General features: G+C 74.2%; 13 protein-coding genes. 10 read left to right on the forward strand and 3 right to left on the reverse strand.

Going from position 1 to position 14,331, the window contains the following annotated elements; genetic code table 11:
* Positions 1-30 precede the first annotated feature (30 nt).
* A complete protein-coding gene (locus tag ACWGPF_RS02695; RefSeq protein WP_452331352.1) occupies positions 31-480 on the reverse strand; it encodes an SRPBCC family protein in 450 nt (149 codons plus the stop codon).
* A gap of 206 nt (positions 481-686) precedes the next feature.
* Between ACWGPF_RS02695 and ACWGPF_RS02700 the strand changes: the two genes are divergently transcribed.
* The 7 genes from ACWGPF_RS02700 to ACWGPF_RS02730 all read left to right on the forward strand — a co-directional run bounded on the left by ACWGPF_RS02700 (position 687) and on the right by ACWGPF_RS02730 (position 9,929).
* The gene (locus tag ACWGPF_RS02700; protein ID WP_452331353.1) at positions 687-1,796 is read left to right on the forward strand and encodes a Gfo/Idh/MocA family protein; all 1,110 of its coding nucleotides are present in this window, start codon (positions 687-689) and stop codon (positions 1,794-1,796) included.
* A complete protein-coding gene (locus ACWGPF_RS02705; RefSeq protein ID WP_452331354.1) occupies positions 1,793-2,524 on the forward strand; it encodes a ThuA domain-containing protein in 732 nt (243 codons plus the stop codon). Before ACWGPF_RS02700 ends, ACWGPF_RS02705 begins: the two co-directional genes overlap by 4 nt.
* A 76-nt stretch (positions 2,525-2,600) precedes the next feature.
* A complete protein-coding gene (locus ACWGPF_RS02710) occupies positions 2,601-3,788 on the forward strand; it encodes a glycosyltransferase family protein (RefSeq protein ID WP_452331355.1) in 1,188 nt (395 codons plus the stop codon).
* Positions 3,778-4,986 (forward strand): glycosyltransferase, encoded by a 1,209-nt coding sequence (locus ACWGPF_RS02715; RefSeq protein WP_452331356.1) that lies wholly within the window; start codon positions 3,778-3,780, stop codon positions 4,984-4,986. The genes ACWGPF_RS02710 and ACWGPF_RS02715 overlap by 11 nt, the downstream gene beginning before the upstream one ends.
* A complete protein-coding gene (locus ACWGPF_RS02720) occupies positions 4,986-6,170 on the forward strand; it encodes a glycosyltransferase family 4 protein (protein ID WP_452331357.1) in 1,185 nt (394 codons plus the stop codon). The genes ACWGPF_RS02715 and ACWGPF_RS02720 overlap by 1 nt, the downstream gene beginning before the upstream one ends.
* Complete coding sequence (locus ACWGPF_RS02725) at positions 6,167-7,942, forward strand: ABC transporter ATP-binding protein (RefSeq protein WP_452331358.1); 1,776 nt, start codon at positions 6,167-6,169, stop codon at positions 7,940-7,942. The genes ACWGPF_RS02720 and ACWGPF_RS02725 overlap by 4 nt, the downstream gene beginning before the upstream one ends.
* On the forward strand, positions 7,935-9,929 hold the full coding sequence (locus tag ACWGPF_RS02730) for a phosphotransferase (RefSeq protein ID WP_452331359.1): 1,995 nt from the start codon (positions 7,935-7,937) through the stop codon (positions 9,927-9,929). The genes ACWGPF_RS02725 and ACWGPF_RS02730 overlap by 8 nt, the downstream gene beginning before the upstream one ends.
* A 6-nt stretch (positions 9,930-9,935) precedes the next feature.
* Here the strand turns inward: ACWGPF_RS02730 and ACWGPF_RS02735 are convergent, their stop codons facing one another.
* Complete coding sequence (locus tag ACWGPF_RS02735) at positions 9,936-10,337, reverse strand: hypothetical protein (RefSeq protein ID WP_452331360.1); 402 nt, start codon at positions 10,335-10,337, stop codon at positions 9,936-9,938.
* A gap of 155 nt (positions 10,338-10,492) precedes the next feature.
* On the opposite strand from ACWGPF_RS02735, the gene ACWGPF_RS02740 reads away from it, so the two are divergent.
* The 3 genes from ACWGPF_RS02740 (at position 10,493) to ACWGPF_RS02750 (ending at position 13,369) form a co-directional block, all read left to right on the forward strand.
* Positions 10,493-11,941 carry an ATP-binding protein gene (locus ACWGPF_RS02740; RefSeq protein ID WP_452331361.1) on the forward strand — a complete coding sequence of 483 codons (1,449 nt, stop codon included), beginning with the start codon at positions 10,493-10,495 and terminating at the stop codon, positions 11,939-11,941.
* On the forward strand, positions 11,916-12,581 hold the full coding sequence (locus ACWGPF_RS02745; protein WP_345438216.1) for a response regulator transcription factor: 666 nt from the start codon (positions 11,916-11,918) through the stop codon (positions 12,579-12,581). The genes ACWGPF_RS02740 and ACWGPF_RS02745 overlap by 26 nt, the downstream gene beginning before the upstream one ends.
* 86 nt (positions 12,582-12,667) lie before the next feature.
* Complete coding sequence (locus ACWGPF_RS02750) at positions 12,668-13,369, forward strand: hypothetical protein (protein WP_452331362.1); 702 nt, start codon at positions 12,668-12,670, stop codon at positions 13,367-13,369.
* 268 nt (positions 13,370-13,637) lie between these two features.
* Here the strand turns inward: ACWGPF_RS02750 and ACWGPF_RS02755 are convergent, their stop codons facing one another.
* The gene (locus ACWGPF_RS02755; protein ID WP_452331363.1) at positions 13,638-14,312 is read right to left on the reverse strand and encodes a GntR family transcriptional regulator; all 675 of its coding nucleotides are present in this window, start codon (positions 14,310-14,312) and stop codon (positions 13,638-13,640) included.
* Positions 14,313-14,331: the final 19 nt, after the last annotated feature.

The raw sequence follows: 14,331 nt of genomic DNA on the forward strand, positions 1-14,331 counted from the left end.
CCGTCGGCGCGAGCCGACGGCGCCCGCATGTCAGCCTTCTGCGGTCGCGAGCGGCGCCGGCGGCGCGTCTCGCGAGGAGAACTCATCGCGGAAGCGGCGCAGGTCGCGTTCCAGCTCTGCGGGATCGGCCGGTCGCTCGCCCGCCACGTCGTCGAGCTCGGAGCCGAGCTCCCACTGGAGCCGGACGCGCACGCGGGTTCCGCCGTCGACGGGGGTCAGCCTCACCTCGCCCGCATGGACGCGGCCATCCGTGCTCTGCCAGGCGATGCGGTACGGCGGATCGGCGTCGACGAGATCGACGTAGAACTCGTCGACCATGCCGCCCATCCGCACGGTCCAGCGACTCCGGTACTCGTCGATGGGGCGCACGTGCTCGACGGGGCCGAGCAGCTGACTCAGTGCGGTCACATCCGACCAGCGACGGTAGACCTCGTCGACCGTGGCCGCGACCACGACGTCGGATTCCAGGAGATCGTTCACCGGTTGCCTCCTCATTCTCTTCGTCTGTCGTATAACACGACAGACTAACAACGCGACTGCACGCGCGGAACGGGTTGACAGGGCTTCTCCCGGAAGCGGGAGGATGGCGTTGACGCCCGCGAGCGCCTGCCGTAGCGTTGCTCCCGTCCATTAGATTTGGAACCTGAATTAAACGCCTCGACGAGGTGGCGGAGGAGCAGAGCAGCATGCCAGACAGCGGAACGATCCGAGCCGGCGTCGTCGGCCTGGGATGGGCCGGACAGCAGCACATGGCGGCATTCCACGAAGCGGAGGGGGTGGAGCTCGTCGCCATCGCCGGCAAGGAGGACGACGTGCGCGCCGAGCTCTCGGCGCAGTACGACGTCGAGGCCGGATACGCCGACTGGGAGGAGCTCGTCGCGCGCGGCGACCTCGACGTCATCAGCGTCGCGGTGCCGACCTTCCTGCACGCGCCCATCAGCGTCGCCGCCCTCCGAGCCGGCGCGCACGTTCTGTGCGAGAAGCCGATCGCCCGCACTGCGGCGGAGGGCATGGCGATGGTCGAGGCCGCGCGCGAGTCTGGCCGCATCCTCGAGGTGACGTTCAACCACCGCCGCCGCGGCGACATCGAGGCCATCCGCGCGGCCGTGGTCGACGGGACCATCGGCCGCCCGTACCACGCGCGCGCCATGTGGCTGCGGCGTTCGGGCATCCCCGCCCTCGGCAGCTGGTTCACGAACGCGGAGATGTCGGGCGGCGGCCCCCTCGTCGACCTCGGCGTGCACGTCCTCGACTGGACGCTGCACCTCATGGGCGAGCCCCGGGTCACCGCCGTGTCGGCCGTCACCCACGCCGAGCTCGGTCCGCGCGGGCTCGGCGGCTCCGGCGGCGTCAAGCACGGCACCGGCTCCGCGTACGAGGTCGAGGATCTCGCCACCGTCCTGCTGCGCCTCGAAGGCGGCGGATCGATCGTGCTGGAGACGAGCTGGGCCTCGCACCGCGCCACCCCCGACGAGTTCGGCATCACGCTCTACGGCACGGATGGCGGCGCCGACCTCTCGGTCATCGACTACGCGCCGGCCGGCGAGCTCACGATCTTCACGGGCGACGGCGAGGAGCGCCTCGACACCCCCGTCACGGCGCCGCCCGGACGCGGCCACGCCGCCGTCGTCGACACCTTCCTCGAGCACGTGCGCGACCCCGCGTCGTGGCGCGAGCACGACGGCACGATCGGGCTCAGCCGCGCCAAGCTCGTCGACGCGGCGTACGCGTCGGCGGCAGCGGGCCGCGAGGTCGCCCTCGACGAGAACCTCGATATCACGGGAGGCACCGCATGACCATCCGCGCACTCGTCTGGAACGAGAACGTGCACGAGACCACGCAGGACGACATCCGCGCGATCTACCCCGAAGGGATCCACGGCGCCATCGCCGCGGGCCTCGAGGAGCTGCTCGGCGACGACATCGAGGTGCGCACGGCGACGCTCGCCGACGCCGAGCACGGCCTGTCCGAGGCGGCACTCGACGAGACCGATGTGCTGCTGTGGTGGGGGCACATCGCCCACGACCAGGTCGACGACGAGATCGTCGCGCGCGTGCAGCGCCGCGTGCTCGGCGGGATGGGCCTCATCGTGCTGCACTCGGGGCACTTCTCGAAGATCTTCATCCGCCTCATGGGCACGACCTGCTCGCTCGCCTGGCGCAACGAGGGCGAGCGGGAGATCGTCTGGACGACGGCCCCCGGACATCCCATCGCCGAGGGCGTCGAGCAGCCGTTCGTCATCGACCGCCAGGAGATGTACGGCGAGCACTTCGACATCCCGAACCCCGACGACCAGGTCTTCATCAGCTCGTTCGCCGGCGGCGAGGTGTTCCGCTCCGGCGTGACCTTCACGCGCGGGCGCGGGCGCGTCTTCTACTTCAGCCCCGGCGACCAGGAGTATCCCGTGTACTTCCACCCCCAGGTGCGCCGCGTGCTGGCCAACGGCGTGCGCTGGGCCGCGCCGATCCCGGGGGAGCGGCGCACGCCCGAGGTGTCGAACCCCGCCCGCCGCGACTGGAGCTGATCTGACCCGCGCCGTCTAAGACGCTCCTCACGAACGCGTCACGGCCGTCTCATGGCGGCCCGCGATCGTGGGGGACGTGACTGAGACGGCGAACACCCCCCGGCGCCTGCGCGTCGCGCTCTACTCGCACGACGCGCAGGGGCTGGGGCACATCCGGCGCAATCTCGCGATCGCGCATGCGCTGAGCGGGAGCGACGCGGCCCCCGACCTCCTCCTGCTCACGAGCGCGCCCGACGTCGCCCACGCCGGACGTCCCGCGGGGTGCGACATCGTGTCGCTGCCCGCTCTCGCGAAGGACGCCGAGGGCCGATACGGGGCGCGCCATCTCTCCGTCGGACCCGATCAGCTCGTCTCGCTGCGCTCCGCCATCCTGCATGCCGCCGTTTCCGGCTTCCAGCCCGACGTGCTCATCGTCGACAAGCACCCCCGCGGGTTCCGCGGCGAGCTCGAACCGGCCCTCGACGCCGTCAGGGCCGCGGGCGGCCGGGCCGTGCTCGGCATCCGCGACGTGCTCGACGATGACGAGACCGCGGCCAGGGAGTGGCGGTCGGCGCGCGCCGCGAAGGCCCTCAAGACCTGGTACGACGCGGTCTGGGTCTACGGCGATCCGCGCGTGCACGATCCGCTCGCCCCGCTCAAAGTCCCCTCGCGCGTCGCCGTGCGCACGACGGGCTACCTCGCCCGAGGGCGCCCGGCGGATCGCGCCCGCACGCGCGTGGAGCGCCCGTACCTCCTCGGGATGGTCGGGGCCGGGCAGGACGGCGCGCACGTCGCCCTCGCGTTCGCGCGATCCGCCCTGCCCGCCGGGTTCACGGGCGTCCTCGTGACCGGCCCCCACATGCCCGATGACGCCGTCAAGGAGCTGCGCGCGATCGCGGCCGCCCGCGACGACCTGCGCGTGCACCGCGCGGTGCCGGATGGCGCGCGCCTCGTCGCCGAGGCGGCGGCCGTCGTGGGGATGGGCGGCTACAACACGGTCTGCGAGGCGCTCGCAGCCGACGCTCCGCTCCTCGTCGTCCCACGGCTCGCGCCCCGACGCGAGCAGCTCATCCGCGCCGAGGCGCTCGTCCGCCGCGGGGCGGTCGACCTGCTGCTGCCGGAGGAGCTCTCTCCCGGACGCATCGCGGAGTGGACGGCCGCGGCCGTCAGCCGGCCCCCTCGCCTCACGTCCCCCGTCGATCTCGACGGGCTCTCCCGCATCCCCGCCCTCATCGCCGAGCTCGTCGGCGACGCCGCCCCTACGGAGGACCGCCATGTCGCCTGACCGCATCGGCTACGTCGTCAAGATGTACCCCCGCTTCTCCGAGACGTTCATCGTGTCGGAGCTCGTCGCGCGAGAGCGGAGGGGCGCCGACATCCGCGTCTTCTCGCTGCGCCCGACGACCGACACGCGGTTCCACGACACGCTGTCGCTCGTCGCGGCGCCCGTGGAGCAGGTGCCGAGGCCCTCCCGAGCGAGCGAGCTGTGGGAGCTGCTGCGGAGGGCGGAGGAAGAGCTCCCGCTCCTCGACGGCGCGCTCGGTGAGCTGCTCGCCGCCGACCACGACGATGCGGGACAGGCGATCGAGCTCGCCCTCGCCATCCGCCGCGACGGCATCACGCGCCTGCACGCCCACTTCGCGAGCCTCGCGACGACCGTCGCACGCCTCGCAAGCCTCCTCACGGGCATCCCGTACTCCTTCACGGCGCACGCGAAGGATCTCTTCCACGAGAGCGTCGACCCGGGAGACGTCGAGCGCAAGATCGCCGACGCGGCGCATGTCGTCACGGTGTCGGACTACAACCTGCGCCATCTGCGCGGGCGCTACGAGGCCGCCGCCCGCACCCCCGTGCACCGCGTCTACAACGGGATCGACCTCGAGCGGTTCGCCTTCGAGCCGGCGCGCGACTGCGCACCGGCGATCCTCGCGGTGGGCCGCCTCGTCGAGAAGAAGGGATTCGACGACCTCATCGCCGCCGTCGCGCTGCTGCGCGACGCGGGCCGGGCCGTGCCGTGCCGCATCGTCGGCGCGGGGGAGCGCGACGGGGAGCTCCGCGCGCTCGTCGCGCAGCTCGACCTCGCGGACCTCGTGACGTTCACGGGACCTCTGCCGCAGCGCGAGGTGCGCGCCGAGCTCGCGCGGGCGCACGTGTTCGCCGCACCGTGCGTGGTGGGGTCCGACGGCAACGCCGACGGCCTGCCGACCGTGCTGCTGGAGGCGATGGCGCTCGGCACGCCCTGCGTCTCGACCGATGTGACCGGCATCGTCGAGGCCGTGCGCGACGGCGAGACGGGCCTCGTCGTCGCCCAGCGCTCGCCGCGCGCGCTCGCCGCGGCCCTCGCCCGCCTGCTCGACGATCGCGCCCTCGCACGCCGCCTGGCCGGGGCCGCCCGTGCGCTCGTCGAGGCGGAGTTCGATGTGCGACGGCAGGCCGCCGCGCTCGACGCGCTGTCCGCCTCCGCTCTCGAGGCGGCGGCCTGATGCGCATCGCGTACGTCTGCGGCGACCCCGGCATCCCCGTCTTCGGCGCGAAGGGCGCGTCGGTGCACGTGCAGGAGGTCGTGCGCGTGCTGCTCGCCGCCGGCCACCGCGTCGACCTGCACTGCCGCCGCACGGGCGGGGAGCCCGTCGGCGACCTCGCCGAGGCCGTCAAGGGCGGGCGGCTGCGCGTGCACGCGCTCCCCGTCGCCTCGGGCGAGGGCCCGGCCGAGCGCGAGCGGATGCTCATGGCGCAGGAGGAGGCGACGCGGCGCGCCCTCGCCGCCGTCCACGCGCGCGACCCCTACGACCTCGTCTACGAGCGCTACGCGCTGTTCGCGATCGCCGGGACGTCCTTCGCCCGCGAGGCGGCCATCCCGTCGGTGCTCGAGGTCAACGCGCCGTTGCCGATCGAGCAGGTACGGCATCGCACGCTCGTGCACGCCGACACGGCCGACGCCGTCGCCCGGCGCGTCATCTCCGACGCGACGCTCGCCGTCTGCGTGTCGGAGCCGGTCGCCGACTGGGCGCGCGCGCAGGCGCCCGGCGCGCGGATCACGGTCGAGCCCAACGGCGTCGACGTCGACCGCTTCGACGACAGGCGCCGAGAGGAGGGCCCCTACACGGTGGGGTTCGTCGGCACCCTCAAGCCGTGGCACGGCACCGCGACGCTCCTCGACGCGTTCGCGCTGCTCGCCGCCGTGCGCCCGGACGCCCGTCTCGTCATCGTGGGCGACGGCCCGGAGCGCTCGGCCCTGGAGCGCCGGGCGGTCGAGCGCGGCATCGCCGATCGCACCCTCTTCGCGGGCTCCGTCGCACCGGCCGACGTGCCGGGATGGCTGCGGATGATGGACGTCGCGACGGCTCCGTATCCGGCAACGGGCGATCCCTACTTCTCGCCGCTCAAGGTGCTCGAGTACCTCGCGGCGGGCGCCGCGGTGGTCGCCTCGCGTGTCGGCCAGCTGCCGGCGCTCGTCGACGACGGGCGCACGGGCCTCCTCGTGCCGCCGTCCGACGCCGTCGCCCTCGGCCGCGCCCTCGCGCGGCTCGCGCACGACCCCGCCCTGCGTCGGCGGATGGCCGCGGCGGGCCGGGCCGACGTGGAGCGCGCGCGCACCTGGCGGCACGTGCTGGAGCGCACCCTCGCGCGCGTCGCCGTGCGCCTCGACGAGAGCGACGCGGCATGACCGCGCGCGGTCGCGAGCGCCGGGGTCGCCGCCTGGTGTCGTTCCTCGCCCCCTACCTCCGTCCGGAGCGGCCCCTCATCGCGGGTGGCTTCGCCGCCATGCTCGCCGAGGTCGCGTTCCGGCTGCTCGAGCCGTGGCCGCTCAAGTTCGTCATCGACGCCGTCATCGCGCCCGGCGCCGCCGCCGATCCCGGCATCCCCGCCCTGCTCGTCGTCTGCGCGGTCGGCGTCGTCGCTGCCGCCGCGCTGCGGGCGCTGTCGTCGTACCTCATGACGGTCTGCTTCTCGCTCGCCGGCACGCGCGCGATGAACGCCGTGCGCGGCGACGTCTACGCGCACACGCTGCGCCTGCCGCTGCGCTTCCACACCGGCACGCGGTCGGGCGATCTCATCAACCGGCTCGTCTCCGACATCGGCAAGCTGCGCGACGTCGCGGTGACGGCCGCCATGCCGCTCATCGGCAACGTCGTCACCCTCGTCGCCATGCTCGTCGTCATGCTCGTGCTCGACTGGCGGCTCGGCCTCGTCGTCGCCGCCGCGCTGCCCGTCTTCCTCCTGCACTCGCGCCGCGCGTCGCGGCGCATCACGGACGCGGCGCGCGTGCAGCGTGCCCGCGAGGGCGAGCTCGCGGGCGCCGCCGGCGAGTCGTTCGGCGCCATCAAGGTCGTGCAGGCGTACACCCTCGAATCCGAGCTCGAGCGCGACTTCGCCCGCTCGAACGAGCGCGAGCTGACGGAGGGCGTGCGCGCGACGCGGCTCGCCGCCGGCCTCGAGCGGTGGACGGACGTGCTCGTGGGGGTCGCGACGGGAGCCGTGCTGCTCGTCGGCGGCTGGAGCGTGCTCGAGGGCCACCTGACGCCCGGCGAGCTCGTGGTGTTCGTGCAGTACCTCAAGGGCGCCTTCAAGCCCATGCGCGATCTCGCGAAGTACACGGGGCGCATCGCGAAGGCGGCCGCGTCCGGCGAGCGCATCGTCGACCTCGTCGGCACCCGCAGCGAGCTGGGCGACCTGCCTGGCGCCCACCGGATGGGCCGGGTCGAGGGCGCGCTGTCGTTCCGTCGCGTCTCGGCGGCGTACGGCGATGGCGAGCCCGCGCTGCACGAGGTCGACCTCGAGATCGCCGCGGGCGAGAGGGTCGCGCTCGTCGGCCACTCGGGGTCGGGCAAGTCGACGCTCGCGGCTCTGCTGCTGCGACTGCACGACCCGGTGGCGGGATCCGTGCGGATCGACGGACGCGACCTGCGCGCGTACACGCTCGCCTCGCTGCGCGCGGGGATCGCGATCGTGCTGCAGGAGTCGGTGCTCTTCACAGGGACGATCCGCGACAACATCCGGATGGGCCGTCCCGACGCGACCGACGAGCACGTGGAGTGGGCCGCGGGCGTCGCCAACGTCGACGAGTTCGCGGGGCGCCTGCCCGACGGACTCGACACGATCGTCGGCGAGCGCGGCGACACGCTCTCGGGCGGGCAGCGCCAGCGCATCGCGATCGCGCGGGCCGTGCTGCGCGACGCGCGCATCGTCATCCTCGACGAGGCGACGACGGGCCTCGACGCCGCGAGCGGCGCGGCCGTGCGCGAGGCGCTCGACCGGCTGAGCGCGGGCCGCACGACGCTCGTGGTGACGCACGCCCTCGACGACGCCCTCGCGTGCGACCGCGTCGTCGTGCTCGACCGCGGGCGCGTCGTCGAGCAGGGCGCGCCCGACGACCTGCTCGCACGACCCGAATCGCGGCTGTCGATCCTCAACCGCCGGGAGGACGCCCGTGCGTGACGGCGATGAGGGCCTCGTCGCCCGCGACGAGGCCCTCCCTGCGCTCATCGACGTGCTCGACGCCGGGCGGCTGCGGCGGGTGCTCGCCGCGCATCGCGTCGAGACCGGGTACCTGCGCTACAAGCCCGCGACGTCGGCCGTCGCCGGCATCCGCGTCGACGGGCGCGCGGCTCAGGCCGTCGCCTACCCGGTCGGCGTGCACGGGAAGCTCGCGCGGCTCGCGACCGAGGCGGGCGACGACCTCCTGCTCCTCGACGACGCGCGGGGGCTCGCGGTCGTCGCGGCGCCCGGCGATCGCGCGCTGCCCGGCATCCGCGCCGCACTCGCGCGTCATCCGCGCGCCGAGACCCTCGTGTACAAGCCGGGGCGGCGGTGGGTGGGCCGGTGTGTCGAGTGCGGCGTCATCGCGAAGGCGCATGCGCCCTCCCGCGCCGCGCGCGCCCTGCGCGGCCACGACGCCGTCGCCGCGCTCCTGCCGACCGCGCCGATCACGCACCGCGGCGTCGACGGACTCGTCGAGTACCGGCTGCTGCCGGGGACGGCGCTCCTGCACCTCGACAGCGGCGCCGCCGCTGGCGAGGCGGTGCGCGCGACAGGAGCCGTCCTCGCCCGTCTGCATGCGTCGCCCGGCCCCGACGGCGCGCCGTCGGTCGCCGGCGCGCCGATCGCAGCGGGCACGGGCGACGTGCTTCCCGGCCTCTCGACGCGGATGGCGCGCCTCTCGGCCGAGACCGCCACGCTGCTCGCAGGACGTGCGGTCACGACCCCCGTGCACGGCGACTTCTCGGCCGACCAGGTCATCGTCGGGGCCGGCGGCGTGCGCGTCATCGACCTCGACCGCGCGGGCGTCGGCGATCCCATGGCCGACCTCGGATCGTGGACGGCCGACGAGATCGCGCGCGGCATCTCCCGGTCCGTTGCGGGCGTCGCGCTCCGGGAGGGCTATGAGGCGGCGGGGGGCCGCATCGACGGCACCGCCCTGATCGCGCATACGGCGGCGGCGCTGCTGCGGCGCTCGGTCGAGCCGTTCCGTCAGCGAGCGGTCGACTGGCCGTCGCGGTGCGCCGCGCTCGCCGATGAGGCCGAGGCGTTCCTCGCCCTCGCCCGCGTCCGCCGTGACGATGCGCTGCCGGGACGGCGGCGCGCCGACGCGGACACGTCCGTCGTCGCCCATCGGCCGGGCCGGCGGGCCGTGCTTCGCACCTCCGACGGCTACGTCAAGCTCGTGCGCCCGTCGCGGTTCGCCGGGGTCGCCGACCGGGCGGAGCGCGTCTCGGGGCTGCGGTGCCTGGAGGCCCCGACCGTGCTCGAGCGGGACGACGCTACCGCGACGCTGCGGCTCTCGGGCGTCGGCGACCGCACCCTTCTCGACGCCGGGCCGGCGCTCCCGATGCCCGTCGTCCGCGCAGTGTGGCGACGCGTGGGGCGAGGCCTCGCCGAGCTGCACGACCTCGATCCCGAGGGGCTGCCGCGTCACGGGGCGGATGACGAGCTCGCCGCCATCCGCCGCGCCGTCGACCCGGCCGTCGCGGCCGGACTCCTCGACACCGCGCGCGTCGAGGCGGCTCTCGCCGTGGTGGAGCACGGGCTGCGGGCGGCCCCCGGCCCCCTCGGCGTGCTGCACCGCGACCTGCACGACAAGCAGCTGCTGCTCCCCGCCGGGCGCGTCACGGCCGCCGGGGTGGCCGCAGGGCGCGAGCGCGTCGGCGTCATCGACGTCGACACGATGGCGGTCGGCGAACGCGCCCTCGACATCGCCAACCTGCTGGTGCACCTCGACCTGAGGGTCCTTCAGGGGCTGCTCGACGCCGGACGTGCGGGTGAGGCCGGCCAGGCGCTGCGCGACGGCGTGGGCGAGGGGCCCGTGTGGGGCCGGGTCCCCGCGTACGAGGCCGCGACCCGCCTGCGGCTCGCCGGCGTCTACGCCGTGCGCGACGGCTGGCGCGGTGTCGCCGAGGCGATGCTCGCCGCCGTGGCGGACGGCTGACCGGGCTCAGTCGTCCTCGTCGTCTCCGCCGTCGTCGTCCTCGATGTCGTCGTCGAGGTCGTCGGAGTCGTCGTCGAGATCGTCGTCGACTTCGACGGGCGCGGCGGGGGGAACCGACTCGGGACCGCTCGCGGGAGGCACGGCGGGGGGAGCGGGCTCGGTCGACGGCTCGGTCGTCGGCTCGGTCGTCGGGGTCGGCGTCGGGGTGGGCTCCGGCGTCGCCGACACGGTGCCGAGCATGCGTCCGATCTCGCCGCCCGCGTACGCTCCCGTGACGGCCCCGCCGCCGAGGATCTGGCCGCCGTCGGTGCGCTGCTCGAGCGCCGCGGCCGTCGCGGCGGCGCCGCCCAGGAGCGCGGCCAGCGAGAGGCCGCCGATGATCGTGTAGGTCACTGCTCTGCGTGGCATGGGGTCCTCCTCGCGTCCAGGATGACCGGGGCCGGTAAGCGGCGGGGCAGCGGTCGATGAGACAACTCTTATGGTCTCGCGATCGGCCGGTGCGCGCGGCGCCGCGCGGCGATACTGGGAGCGTGGCGGGGACGAGCAGGGCACGACGGCGGCGCATGCCCGTCGTCTCCGTGCGCGTGCGCCTCGTCGCCGTCATCACTCTCGTCGCGGCCATCGGGATGGCGGCCGTCGGCGCGGCGGTGTACATCGTCGAGCAGGCGTCGATCCTCGGCCAGATCGACGACCGGCTGCGGGCCAACCTCGACTCCGCGCGCTTCATCGTCGCGGGGACGGACGAGCAGCCGCAGGCCTGGGGATCGTCTCGCGAGGCGGTCGAGGACATCGTGCGGCGCATGAGCCCCGACGACAACACGGGCGTCGTCGGCGTCGTCGACGGCGAGACGGCCTACATCCCCGGTGTCGCGCTCGACGTCGACCTGCGCAGCGCGCCGGGCTTCGTGCCGTTCGCCGCGCAGACGGCGGCGGGCGGTGATCCCGTGCTCGGCACCTACGCCGAGGAGGGGGTCGTGTGGCGTTTCCTCGCGACGCCCGTCGACGTGCCGGGAGCGCCCGAGACCGAGAGCGTGCTGTTCGTCATGGCGTACGACATCGACGCCGAGCTCTCGGAGATCAACGGCCCCGCCCGCGTGTTCCTCCTCGCGGGCGGCGTCGTCATCGTGATCATCGCGGGCGTCGCGACGATCGCCGCCGGCCGGCTGCTGCGGCCGCTGCGCCGCATGCGCGAGACCGCGGAGCGCGTGTCGGCCCAGTCGCTCTCGGAGCGCCTCCCCATCGAGGGGCGCGACGACGTCTCGGAGCTGGCCGCGACGATGAACGCCATGCTCGACCGGCTCGACGGCGCGCTCGACTCGCAGCGCCAGCTGCTCAGCGACGTCGGCCACGAGCTGAAGACGCCGCTCACGATCGTGCGCGGCCACGTCGAGCTCATGGACCCGGCCGATCCCGACGACGTCCGCGATACCCGCGCGCTCGCGGTCGACGAGCTCGACCGGATGAGCCGGCTCGTCCAGGACCTCTCGTCGGCGGCTTCGCTGCACGGCCCTGCCCCCGTCGCGCCCGTGCCGACCGATGCGGCCGACCTCGTCGCGCAGATCGTGCGCAAGGCCGAGGCGATCGAGGGCGCCGACGTCGCCGCGGGGCCCGTCGCCGAGGTCGTCGTCTCGCTGGACGCCGCCCGCATCACGCAGGCGATGCTGCAGCTCGCGCAGAACGCGGTCACCCACGGCGGGGGGCGCTTCGTCATCGGCAGCGACGTCGACGCGCATCGGCTCGCGCTGTGGGTGCGCGACTACGGCCCCGGCGTGCCGGACGGCGAGAGGAAGGCCGTCTTCGAGCGCTTCCACCGGGGCTCGGACGGCACGGCGGGCAGCGGTCTCGGGCTCAACATCGTGCAGGTCATCGCTCGCGCCCACGGCGGAGCGGCGCGTGTGACGGACGCACCCGGCGGCGGAGCCGTGTTCGCGATCACCGTGCCGCTCGACGGCGCGGACGACGAGATGACGACAGGAAGGGGCGGACGTGGCGTCGATCCTCATAGCCGATGACGAGCAGCGGATCGCGGGGTTCATCGAGAAGGGCCTGCGCGCCGCCGGCTTCGCCACGCGCGTGGCGTCCGACGGCGACGAGGCGCTCGCGCTCGCGCAGACCGACGAGTTCGACCTGCTCGTGCTCGACGTGAACATGCCGGGGATGGACGGCTTCGCCGTGCTCGAGCACCTGCGCGGTTCCGGCTCGCGCATGCCGATCATCATGCTCACGGCGCGCACCGACGTCGGCGACACCGTCGCGGGGCTGGAAGGCGGCGCCGACGACTATCTCGGCAAGCCGTTCCGGTTCGACGAGCTGCTGGCCCGCATCCGCCTGCGCATGCGGCGGGAGGACGAGCCGGCCGCGCCGGCCGGTGTGCTCCGCCACAGGGACCTGACGCTGGATGTGCGCACCCGGCGGGCGGTCGTCGACGGCGGCGCGGCCGTGGACCTCTCGGCGCGCGAGTTCGCGCTCGCCGAGGAGCTCATCCGGCACGCGGGCCAGGTGCTCAGTCGCGAGCAGCTCCTCAGCCGCGTGTGGGGCTTCGATTTCGACCCCGGCTCGAACGTCGCCGACGTCTACATCGGGTACCTGCGTCAGAAGCTCGGCGCCGACCGCATCGAGACGGTGCGCGGGGCGGGCTACCGGCTCGTCTGAGCGGTTCTCCACAGGCTCGGCGTGTCGCCGTCCACAGATCGTCGGAAGGCCGCGTCGCGCGGCCATCCGACGATCAGGATGGCGGGATGAGCACCCGGACGGACATCGACTACGGCGGACGAATCCCCCTTCCTCGCGTGAGGGCCGACGCACGGGCAGCCGTCCTGGATCAGATCGTCGGCATCCAGCTCGACTATGAAGCGGCCGCGTCGTCGGAGCACCCGACGTCGGATGCGACCGGCCACCTCGCGTCGATGTCGCTCGTGTCGATCGTCGCCGAGGAGCTGGTGGACGGCGACGTGACGACGGCGCTGCAGGCGCAGGTGACGTGGATGGCCCTCTGGCCCGGCATCCCCGAGATGCTCGCGATCGGCATCGCGTTCGGGCGGGCTGCCGCGGATCGCAACCGGCTCGACATGCTGCGTCTCGACGCCCGGGCACGGGCGCGCGGGCTCTCGCTCGACGAGTACATCGCGCGTCTCCGCGAAGCCGACGCGATGCCCCGGTCGCCCTTCGTGCGGATGTTCCGGGGTGAGACGCGGCGGGCGCCGTCGGAGGAGCGCATCGAACGCGGCCTGACGGTTCTCGACGAGACGCTCGCGCTCGTCCCGACGCTGCAGCGGCCGCCGCTGCTGTGCACGTCGGCGTGGCTGCACTGGGCGCGCGGGCGCTGGGGCGAAGCCATGCTGCGCCTCGCCGAGGCCGCGCGCATCGAGCCCCGCCACGAGCTCGCCTACGGGCTGTCGATCCGGCTCTCGGAGCTCACGCCGGCCTGGCTCGCCGAATGACGGCGACAGAGAATGGACGAGAGCGTACGATCTCGCCCGGAGAGTCGATCAGCGCGAGCGTCGCCCGTCAGACGCTGCCCGCCCAGCTCGACCGCCGCAGCCCGGCTCGCGACGGCGCTCGCCGCGGCATGCGGCCTCCGCGCGGCCGGCGCCGTGCACCTCGCCGCGGCGGTGACGGCCGGTGCCGACCTGCGGCCGACGGCGCCCCCGCGACACCGAGGAGCACGGCAGGCGGAGCCTCTGCGTGCGTCGGCCGCAGCGGGACGGGCTACCGGCTGGTCTGATCCCGATCGGCGCGCTGCCCGACGATATAGGCGAGTGCGTCGGCCATGTGGGCGGAGAGCCGGTCGCAGGCCGCTTCGGCGTCGCCCGCCTCCACGGCGTCGACGATGGGGGCGTGGCGTTCGACGGTCTGCTCCGCGCGGGAGGGCGCGATCCCCGACGACGTCATCGTCAGATGGATGAGCCCTGCGAGGCCCTGCCAGGTGCGCAGTAGGATGTCGTTGCCCGCCAGGAGCGGGAGCGCCTCGTGGAAACGGAGATCGGCGCGGATCCCGTCCGTGACGGACGCGGGCGACGCCATCCCGCCGAGGATGGCCCGCAGCGCGCGGACCGCTTCGGAGCGGTCGTCGAGCGAACACAGGCGGCGGAGTGCGAGCTGTTCGAGGTGGGAGCGCACCTCGAACAGGTCGCGGATCTGCTGCTCGTCGATCTCGCGGACGGAGACCCTGCCGCGGCCGTCCTGCACGAGGATGCCCTCCTGCTGCAGTTCCCGCATCGCCTCGCGCAGCGTCGCCCTGCTGACGCCCAGCCGCTGGCTGAGCTCGACCTCCCCGAGGTGCGTGCCAGGAGGCAGCTCCCCTTCGTCGATCGCGCCGCGCAGGCTGTCGACGACGGCGCTGCGGAGCGTCGATCGCGGGGCGGAGTCGAGGGAGCGGACCATCCCCTCAGCGTAGCGAGGT

This window comes from Microbacterium sp. NPDC055683 (genome assembly GCF_053617895.1).

What these genes read in the sequence shown, in the direction of transcription:
- ACWGPF_RS02735 (WP_452331360.1), bottom strand. Translation starts at nt 10,337, where the DNA reads ATGCCACGCAGAGCAGTGACCTACACGATCATCGGCGGCCTCTCGCTG.
- ACWGPF_RS02700 (WP_452331353.1), top strand. Translation starts at nt 687, where the DNA reads ATGCCAGACAGCGGAACGATCCGAGCCGGCGTCGTCGGCCTGGGATGG.
- ACWGPF_RS02715 (WP_452331356.1), top strand. Translation starts at nt 3,778, where the DNA reads ATGTCGCCTGACCGCATCGGCTACGTCGTCAAGATGTACCCCCGCTTC.
- ACWGPF_RS02750 (WP_452331362.1), top strand. Translation starts at nt 12,668, where the DNA reads ATGAGCACCCGGACGGACATCGACTACGGCGGACGAATCCCCCTTCCT.
- ACWGPF_RS02755 (WP_452331363.1), bottom strand. Translation starts at nt 14,312, where the DNA reads ATGGTCCGCTCCCTCGACTCCGCCCCGCGATCGACGCTCCGCAGCGCC.
- ACWGPF_RS02740 (WP_452331361.1), top strand. Translation starts at nt 10,493, where the DNA reads ATGCCCGTCGTCTCCGTGCGCGTGCGCCTCGTCGCCGTCATCACTCTC.
- ACWGPF_RS02720 (WP_452331357.1), top strand. Translation starts at nt 4,986, where the DNA reads ATGCGCATCGCGTACGTCTGCGGCGACCCCGGCATCCCCGTCTTCGGC.
- ACWGPF_RS02725 (WP_452331358.1), top strand. Translation starts at nt 6,167, where the DNA reads ATGACCGCGCGCGGTCGCGAGCGCCGGGGTCGCCGCCTGGTGTCGTTC.
- ACWGPF_RS02705 (WP_452331354.1), top strand. Translation starts at nt 1,793, where the DNA reads ATGACCATCCGCGCACTCGTCTGGAACGAGAACGTGCACGAGACCACG.